Origin of the sequence: Nitrosomonas europaea (assembly GCF_900167395.1) — a bacterium.
In the GTDB taxonomy this organism is placed as follows: Bacteria; Pseudomonadota; Gammaproteobacteria; order Burkholderiales; family Nitrosomonadaceae; genus Nitrosomonas; species Nitrosomonas europaea.
Map to the genome: position 1 here is coordinate 1 of NZ_FUWK01000066.1, position 6,805 is coordinate 6,805.

Annotated in this window: 9 protein-coding genes and 1 pseudogene; 4 read left to right on the forward strand and 6 right to left on the reverse strand. The window is 51.6% G+C overall.

Annotation, left to right across the window (positions count from 1 at the left end; all coding sequences use genetic code 11):
- The 3 genes from B5D58_RS13165 to B5D58_RS13175 all read right to left on the reverse strand — a co-directional run.
- The coding region (locus B5D58_RS13165) for a transposase (RefSeq protein ID WP_143779583.1) at nt 1-277 on the reverse strand (277 nt) is incomplete at its 3' end.
- 293 nt (nt 278-570) lie between these two features.
- Complete coding sequence (locus tag B5D58_RS13170) at nt 571-2,091, reverse strand: Fic family protein (protein WP_011110891.1); 1,521 nt, start codon at nt 2,089-2,091, stop codon at nt 571-573.
- Between the two features lie 515 nt (nt 2,092-2,606).
- Nucleotides 2,607-2,900 (reverse strand): LysE family transporter, encoded by a 294-nt coding sequence (locus tag B5D58_RS13175; protein ID WP_078737697.1) that lies wholly within the window; start codon nt 2,898-2,900, stop codon nt 2,607-2,609.
- Nucleotides 2,901-2,988: 88 nt separating this feature from the next.
- Between B5D58_RS13175 and B5D58_RS14000 the strand changes: the two genes are divergently transcribed.
- From B5D58_RS14000 to B5D58_RS13180, 3 genes are read left to right on the forward strand one after another with little or no spacing between them, the layout of a single operon-like run.
- Nucleotides 2,989-3,228 carry a COG3415 family protein gene (locus tag B5D58_RS14000; RefSeq protein WP_050731224.1) on the forward strand — a complete coding sequence of 80 codons (240 nt, stop codon included), beginning with the start codon at nt 2,989-2,991 and terminating at the stop codon, nt 3,226-3,228.
- A gap of 35 nt (nt 3,229-3,263) precedes the next feature.
- Nucleotides 3,264-3,365 (forward strand): hypothetical protein, encoded by a 102-nt coding sequence (locus tag B5D58_RS14515; RefSeq protein ID WP_353681459.1) that lies wholly within the window; start codon nt 3,264-3,266, stop codon nt 3,363-3,365.
- Entirely contained in the window at nt 3,325-3,933 is a 609-nt protein-coding gene (locus tag B5D58_RS13180; RefSeq protein WP_353681460.1) for an IS630 family transposase, read from the forward strand. Before B5D58_RS14515 ends, B5D58_RS13180 begins: the two co-directional genes overlap by 41 nt.
- Here B5D58_RS13180 and B5D58_RS13185 read toward each other — a convergent pair.
- From B5D58_RS13185 to B5D58_RS13195, 3 genes are all read right to left on the reverse strand, one after another.
- The gene (locus B5D58_RS13185) at nt 3,930-4,262 is read right to left on the reverse strand and encodes a LysE family transporter (protein WP_050731223.1); all 333 of its coding nucleotides are present in this window, start codon (nt 4,260-4,262) and stop codon (nt 3,930-3,932) included. The genes B5D58_RS13180 and B5D58_RS13185 overlap by 4 nt on opposite strands.
- Before the next feature lie 107 nt (nt 4,263-4,369).
- On the reverse strand, nt 4,370-6,007 hold the full coding sequence (locus B5D58_RS13190; RefSeq protein ID WP_011110890.1) for a type IV secretory system conjugative DNA transfer family protein: 1,638 nt from the start codon (nt 6,005-6,007) through the stop codon (nt 4,370-4,372).
- A gap of 3 nt (nt 6,008-6,010) precedes the next feature.
- Nucleotides 6,011-6,466 (reverse strand): hypothetical protein, encoded by a 456-nt coding sequence (locus B5D58_RS13195; RefSeq protein ID WP_011110889.1) that lies wholly within the window; start codon nt 6,464-6,466, stop codon nt 6,011-6,013.
- Nucleotides 6,467-6,568: 102 nt separating this feature from the next.
- On the opposite strand from B5D58_RS13195, the pseudogene B5D58_RS13200 reads away from it, so the two are divergent.
- Nucleotides 6,569-6,805 (forward strand): annotated as a pseudogene (locus B5D58_RS13200) (IS481 family transposase); the annotation flags it as partial.

Genomic DNA, 6,805 nt, shown 5'->3' on the forward strand with positions numbered 1-6,805 from the left:
TGGCTGTTTTCAATATCTCATTGGCTCGGCGCAGTTCCCTGTTCTCACGCTCCAACGCCTTGAGGCGATCACGTTCACTGCTTGTCAGACCTTCGCGTGCGCCATTGTTAATTTCGCTACGTTTAACCCATTCCAGCAACGTGGAGGGCACACAGCCAATCTTGGGTGCAATTGATTCAACCGCCGCCCATAGCGATGGATATTCGCCTCGATGTTCCTGTACCAGACGAACAGATCGTTCACGAACTTCAGGGGAAAACTTTGTTTGATTGCTCATGGCTCCATTCTCTCAAAAGTTGGAGCCTCCTCAAAACCCGGGGCGATTCATATAGATATTAAACAGCATTTGTAATGCTGCGATCAAAAATTTACGGCGCTGACTTGGTGGAGACAAGTTACCGGCGGGGAGAAGTAAAAAAAACAAGGAACCGATTTATCGGTTCACGATATGCGGGGCGTTACGGGGTGCCCCGTTAGAAACGAGGTGTCGGAAAACGAAGTAATGTTGCGGTTAAAGCTGGGGGAAGGCCTTCACTTTATTATGCATCATATCTATAGGTGCCTGGAAACTCAGCCAGTACTAACCAAGTTCGCCAGCAACGTCGAGAATGGTTTGATATCCCCCTCAACACTGGCACTTTCCAGTGCGGCCATATAGTCATTTCGTTGCTCCAATGGGATGACTATCCAAGAATAGCCACCCGAGGCTGACATCAGGTTCATCAGGAAACGTCCGATACGTCCATTACCATCTATATACGGATGAATATAGACAAACATGAAGTGTCCGAGAACGACACGGACTGCCGCTTCATTTTCCTGCTGCAACAACTCGAACAATACAGGCATTAACTCACGTACCGCTTCCTTGCCGGGGGGCGTGTGCATCGAGCGGCGAATGTAAACCGGGCTATTACGATAACCCGCAAGATCGGCAGCTTTCAGGATACCTGCGGTAACACTGGGGCCGAATAATTCACGGTACCATTGGGCGTGGTCGCTTTCGGCAACAGTACCAGCGTTTTCCTGGCTCAATACTTTTCCGATACTCTCCCTGACCTTCTGGAAAGCTTGCCAGTAACCCCTCGCTGCCAAAGCATTCCGGTGGTCCTGATCATCTTTATTACTGTCCGGATTCCAGTTCCCCGAACGTACCTTCTCAATCAACGCTGCACTGACCTTATAGCCCTCAATGGACAGGGAGTTGTAAGCATCGTTGACATAGACTGCTTCGACCTGTTTCAGATATTTGGCTGAATCAGCAGGAAGGCCGGGAGCCGCCGGGAAACTATGCAGCACATCTTCACGCATGCTTGCCCAGTTCATCCGCATACGGTTGACATAGGGTGAAGTTTCACGAGGGCTGAATATGATCTGTGCCTGATCCTTGAAGGGATTATTCTCGTTCACGGTATATCCGGCTGCCCGCATTGCGCCCAGAATGTCATCTGCAATCTGCTTACGACCGATGCTGCGACAAGCACCGGCCAGCCATCCGGCAATTTTCGAGTGTCCACCAGCCAGTAATCGACCCAATAACTCCGAAGCATCCTGCATCATGGTCAGGGCAGTACGCATTTCTGTGGGATGAGCGGAGAATTGAGTTTGTGAGCAACCCACCAGTGCGGCGGGCAAGTTGTAAATACGCATGCCCTCCTTTATTTCGGTATCCGATGCCGGTGGCAATTCCAGCCTAACATCCAGAATGGAAGTCCCATGCAACAGACCAGTTGGTTTGTTGCCCCCCTTGGGAGAACGGATCAGCAATTGCTTTGGTACGCTCCAGTTGCCAGTATGCAGATGGATGGACTGTTCCGGGCTGACGCACCATTCGTCACCAAATCTGGACTCAAGATAGGATGCGCAAAATACCCAGAACGAGGCGTACCAGGAAGTGCTTTCGCCTGCCGGTTCATCAGGACGGGAAGGAATGTACCAGCCTTTCATCACCTCCTTGATGAAGCCGTTTCTCATCAGCCGTTCGCGGTGGGTGCGCCCCATATCTTCAGAACGCAAGGCCTTGCGTCCCTGATCCCGGAGTGTTTTCAGAACGGCAAGAGATTCTGCAAGTTTGTCAGCGGGTGTGGCCATTGTATTGCCTAGCCGAATGTTAGATTTATCTGTTATCTTATATTTAGGTTATTATGTTTTATCATTTTTAGGTTTTCATGTAAACCCATTTCTAGGTTATTGTGAAAATGGTGTTTGTTTCGATGGGTTCCGGGGAGTGAAATCCCCCAGTCGTGATCCAACCACAACGAGGTTGGCGCGTATCCAAACGGCGCAAGGTTGATCAATGGGTGTCCAGAGGGAGAGCGAATTCTCCTTCTTGGTCATGGGGGTGTCGGGGGAGCTTGAAGGCTCCTCTGAATGGTGACGCAACGACCAGACGTTATACCGGCGCTGAAGGCTCAATGCCAGCATGCGCCGGTATGCAGGGGGTATCCAACAGGGGGCGGCACGCTCCCTTTGGCAAGAGAGTGCTGTATTACAGCACACATCTTGCAGTCAGCCTTACGGGATCGGCATCAGAGGGATGAACCCTATCTGCACCGGATCATGACCCATCGATGGAAACTAACCGAATGGGCCGATATCAATTCCGGTTAGGTTTTTGTAATCAGATAAGTCCCTGCACCCACCATCAAGCAACCTGAAACCAGCCGGGCTTTATTCTCAATTGCCAGTTCTTTGCCCATCAGCATGATCTTCGTTGCGGTATAGGCATATACCAGCTTGATGCCACCAACCGTTACCGCCGTAATCAGCAAGATGGTCGATATATCCGGTAACGTCAGCGCAGATATATCGATAAATGCCGGAAATAGGCTCGCATAAAAAAATATCGCCTTAACGTCACCAAGCGTCACCACAAAACCTGCAAGGAAACTCGCGCATATTCCGCTGCTAGAGCATTTTTCTTCTAGTTGGAATCATTGGGATTCCCCTGTGAGTTAAAATAAGAGAGGATAGGGGCGGAGGTGAGAGATGCCGAAAGCTTATTCTGAGGATTTGCGCCGCCGGGTTGTGGCGGACACGGACAAGGGTCTGAGTATCAGGGCTGTGGCCAATAAATATTCAGTTAGCCCGTCATTTGTATCGAAGATAACCTGCCTGTGGAGACAGGAAGGGAGCGTTTCCCCGCGCAGGATCGGGGGCTACCGGCGTCATGCGCTGGAAGCCCATGCTGCTGAAGTCAGGGGTAAGCTTCTGGAGGCAAGGGCATAACGCTTGCGCAGCTGCGCGATTGGATTGAAGAAGCTTTGGGGGTTCGTGTTCACATTCCCTCGGTTGACCGGTTTATCCGCTCGCTGGGATACAGTTATAAAAAAAACACTGCGGGCCAGCGAACAAGAACGTGCTGACGTGGCAGCGGCAAGGCTCGTCTGGCAGGACTGGCAAAAAACCTGCGACTGCGCGCGCCTGATCTTTCTCGATGAAACAGGAGCAAGCACAGACATGACGAGGCAGCATGGCCGCAGCCCTGTGGGAGAGCGATGCTATGACCATGCTTCCGGCGGTCACTGGAAAACCATGACTTTCGTTGCCGGACTGCATCTTGATGGTCTGCTTGCGCCGTGGTGTCTGGATGTTCCCATGAACGGCGCAGCTTTCCTGGCTTATGTGGAAACCCAGCTTTGCCCTGCACTCAAGCCAGGTGATATCGTCATCTGCGACAACCTGGGCAGCCATAAGGTTGCCGGTATCCGGGAGATGATCAAGGACAAAGGCGCAGAAATCCTTTATCTGCCGCCTTATTCTCCCGACCTCAACCCCATTGAGCAGGTCTTCTCCAAAATCAAAACCCTCCTGCGTAAAGCCGCTGAACGATCCTTTGATGCTCTCTGGGCCGCCATCGGGCGCATCATTGAAACCATCCGGCCCCAGGAATGCCGCAACTACTTCGCCAACTCCGGCTATGTGTCCAACTAAACGAGAAGCGCTCTAGCGCCGGAATATTTGCAGATCAACGTTTTTGCCCTGTTTCTGATCAAGCCAATGCCGAACCCAATCAGGTAAATGCCTGCTGCGAATTTAATCACTAAAAAGAAGGTACCCATCATCTCCGACAGTGCCGTTAACCCCAGTATCGCCAGCATTGCAAAAACCAGATCACCCAGCACGATCCCCATCGAAACAGCAGCCCCATTTGCAAAATTCATCGTGGCTGTACGAGTGATCACCAGGGCCACACTTGTGCTGGGAATGGCAGCAAGCATTATCATGATGGCGAAAAATGCCGCAGCGTCAAAAAAACTCATGGGGATTCCTGCAATATATCGGACTAGATTGATGTCACGATGAGAAAAAACTTCATTTATTCTTTATGCTACCGTTGATTTCATGCTCAGGAAAACAATTGTGCCCTTTAGAGCCACAACCGGGTCTTGCCTTTGAAAGGTTTGTTAAAAAGCGGATTGACACCCACCCATTTCACCCAAGGCTTAACCTCGTGATAGCCGATTTTGGATAGGTGGATGGGACGGTGATTACCCATGAACAAAATGGTATCAGAGGTGCGCCGTACCTCGTCTGCCGTCATCAGGCGACGCGGCGCATCCTGAATCGACCGGGTTGGTGCATCGAACAGACTGCGGCCAAGATTGTGATTGAGCGCCTTGATGGTGGATTCACCGAGCATATCTGAAATCAACTGGCAGGTCTTGTATGAGCGAACCCCCATGATGATCTTCACTTCTGTTTGAGAAAGCAACGTTTCCAGGCTTTCGCGCCCGTACACATGTGCCCATTGTTCCAGCTCCTGCACGATCAGCCACAGCTTGATCTTGAACTCCCGTGCCAATGTCAACAGCGAAGGTAAATCATTGATCTTTATATTAGTTATTTCATCGCACAGGAAGCAAACCGATTTTCCGTTCTGAAAGCGGATCAATTCTGTCAAAGCGCACCACGACAATAAACCCAGCCACGGGGCATAAACGGCCATGCGTGTCGGATCGGCGAGCAGATAAACCGTCATCTTCTTTTTCTTAAGATCAGCAAAGCGGAAATCGCAGGTAGAAGTGCACTCGGCCAGCTTCCCACTCGGAGAAAAAATTTCGAGCGGCTGGATGGCTCCTTCCCTGAACGACTCAATCTGCTTCTGATCGCCGCTATCGAATTTTGCCAGCAGATCCTTGGCCGATCTGGCCAGATCGCCATTCAGATGCGCAGAATACTGCGCATCCTGAAGCGCCTTGAGTAAAGCTTCCTTATCACTGAGCAAGCACAGTGCATCGGCCAATGTGGCGTGATTGCTGTTCGTCACCTGGTATACGAACGCAAATACCAGGAACTTGCGCGAACCGTTGCGGAAATACTGGTTCTCGCCCTGCTGGACCGGATCCTGGCAAAGCTGCTTGGCGATGCTTTGCGCATCGGATAAAAGCTGCGCATGCCTATCCGGATTATTCCAGCTGTCGATCAGAATCTGCAACGGATTGTATCTGGCCCCTGCTCCCAGGATATCCTGATACAAGCCACCCGGATTGACGCACAGGATCTCATGCTTGTAGCGCTTGCGCCGAAGCTCTGCGGTCATACAAGCCAGTGTTCCTTTAAGATCAGGAACGAACATGCTAATGGGATTGTGGCATAGCGCCGGTATTACGAATGTCACCGTCTTGCCACCCCCGGCAGGACTCAAAACCAACCCGGAAGATTCGATATCGACAAATACCGGTCTGTTCTCATGCACCCCGGCCAGAAAACCGCCACGCCTGTTATACAGGCCCATTTTCTCGATATCTCGCGATGAAGCCCAGGCTGCACTTCCGGAACGGTCAGTCGGCTTCATCGCACGTTTGCGGAAAAATAATCTGATGAGATATAACAGGCTGTAAAGTACGCCTTTGATCAAGGTGAGAACGGCACCCAGCGCCAGAAAGACCGGAACAGCGAGCAGATCACTGTGCAGCCAATCCCGGGTCTCCCAGGCTCCCCAGCCGCACAGGCCACTCAGAACAAGAAGAACAAACGGATTAGTTATCTGATTACGCGGCTGCACAGATTATCGTGCCCTGATAATGTGCAACGGATCGACGATCACTGAATGATTGCCGCTTGCTTTGCCGGTTTCGATGATTTTTGCAACCCCCTGTCCCCGGTTGCCGCGTGTGGCAGAAATATGAAAGGGCGCGGCATACGTGTTCTCATCAACGGCAATACGAATTTCACCGGAAACGCCTTGCGGCGCTTCTCCCTCATAAAAGTTGATGGCAATCACCACTGGGCGCAAATCAAGCGGTACGTCGAAACTGATAGTCTCATAGCCGTTCGTCGGCTGCGGCGAATTGCGGTAATCCTTCCAGTAACGCCCATGCGTCGTAACCATGCGTCCGAAATAGATAACCTCCGCACCCGGCAAGGGACGCGCATAAATGTCCAGATCGCATAAAGCGCATTGCCAGGAGATGCCAATCTTCACATTCTCCGCACGGACGATTTGCCTTTGCGGTAACGCCATCTTGCTCACTGGGCGTTCGAAGATGGATTGTTTATTCTCTATCTGTTTGGTCCCGCATTGTGATGGTGTATTGTATGATTTGCTACCGACACAGGAGGAATTATGGGACAGATATTACACGGGAGCGCCCGCACGACAGCGGCGGTGCGTCGAGCGATACAACATAGTGAAGAGAGCCTGAATGTGCTGGCCAGGCGCTACGCCATCAATCCCAAGACGGTGGCGAAATGGAAGAAGCGCAACTTTACGCACGATGCCAGGATGGGTCCGAAAGAGCCGCGTTCCACGGTTCTGACACCAGAGCAGGAAGCCGCTTGCGTAGCCTTCCGCAAACATACG

Bases quoted from the DNA above. Each gene is read 5' to 3' on its own strand.
- B5D58_RS13185 (WP_050731223.1), bottom strand. From the start codon at position 4,262: ATGAGTTTTTTTGACGCTGCGGCATTTTTCGCCATCATGATAATGCTT.
- B5D58_RS14000 (WP_050731224.1), top strand. From the start codon at position 2,989: ATGCCGAAAGCTTATTCTGAGGATTTGCGCCGCCGGGTTGTGGCGGAC.
- B5D58_RS13170 (WP_011110891.1), bottom strand. From the start codon at position 2,091: ATGGCCACACCCGCTGACAAACTTGCAGAATCTCTTGCCGTTCTGAAA.
- B5D58_RS13195 (WP_011110889.1), bottom strand. From the start codon at position 6,466: ATGGCGTTACCGCAAAGGCAAATCGTCCGTGCGGAGAATGTGAAGATT.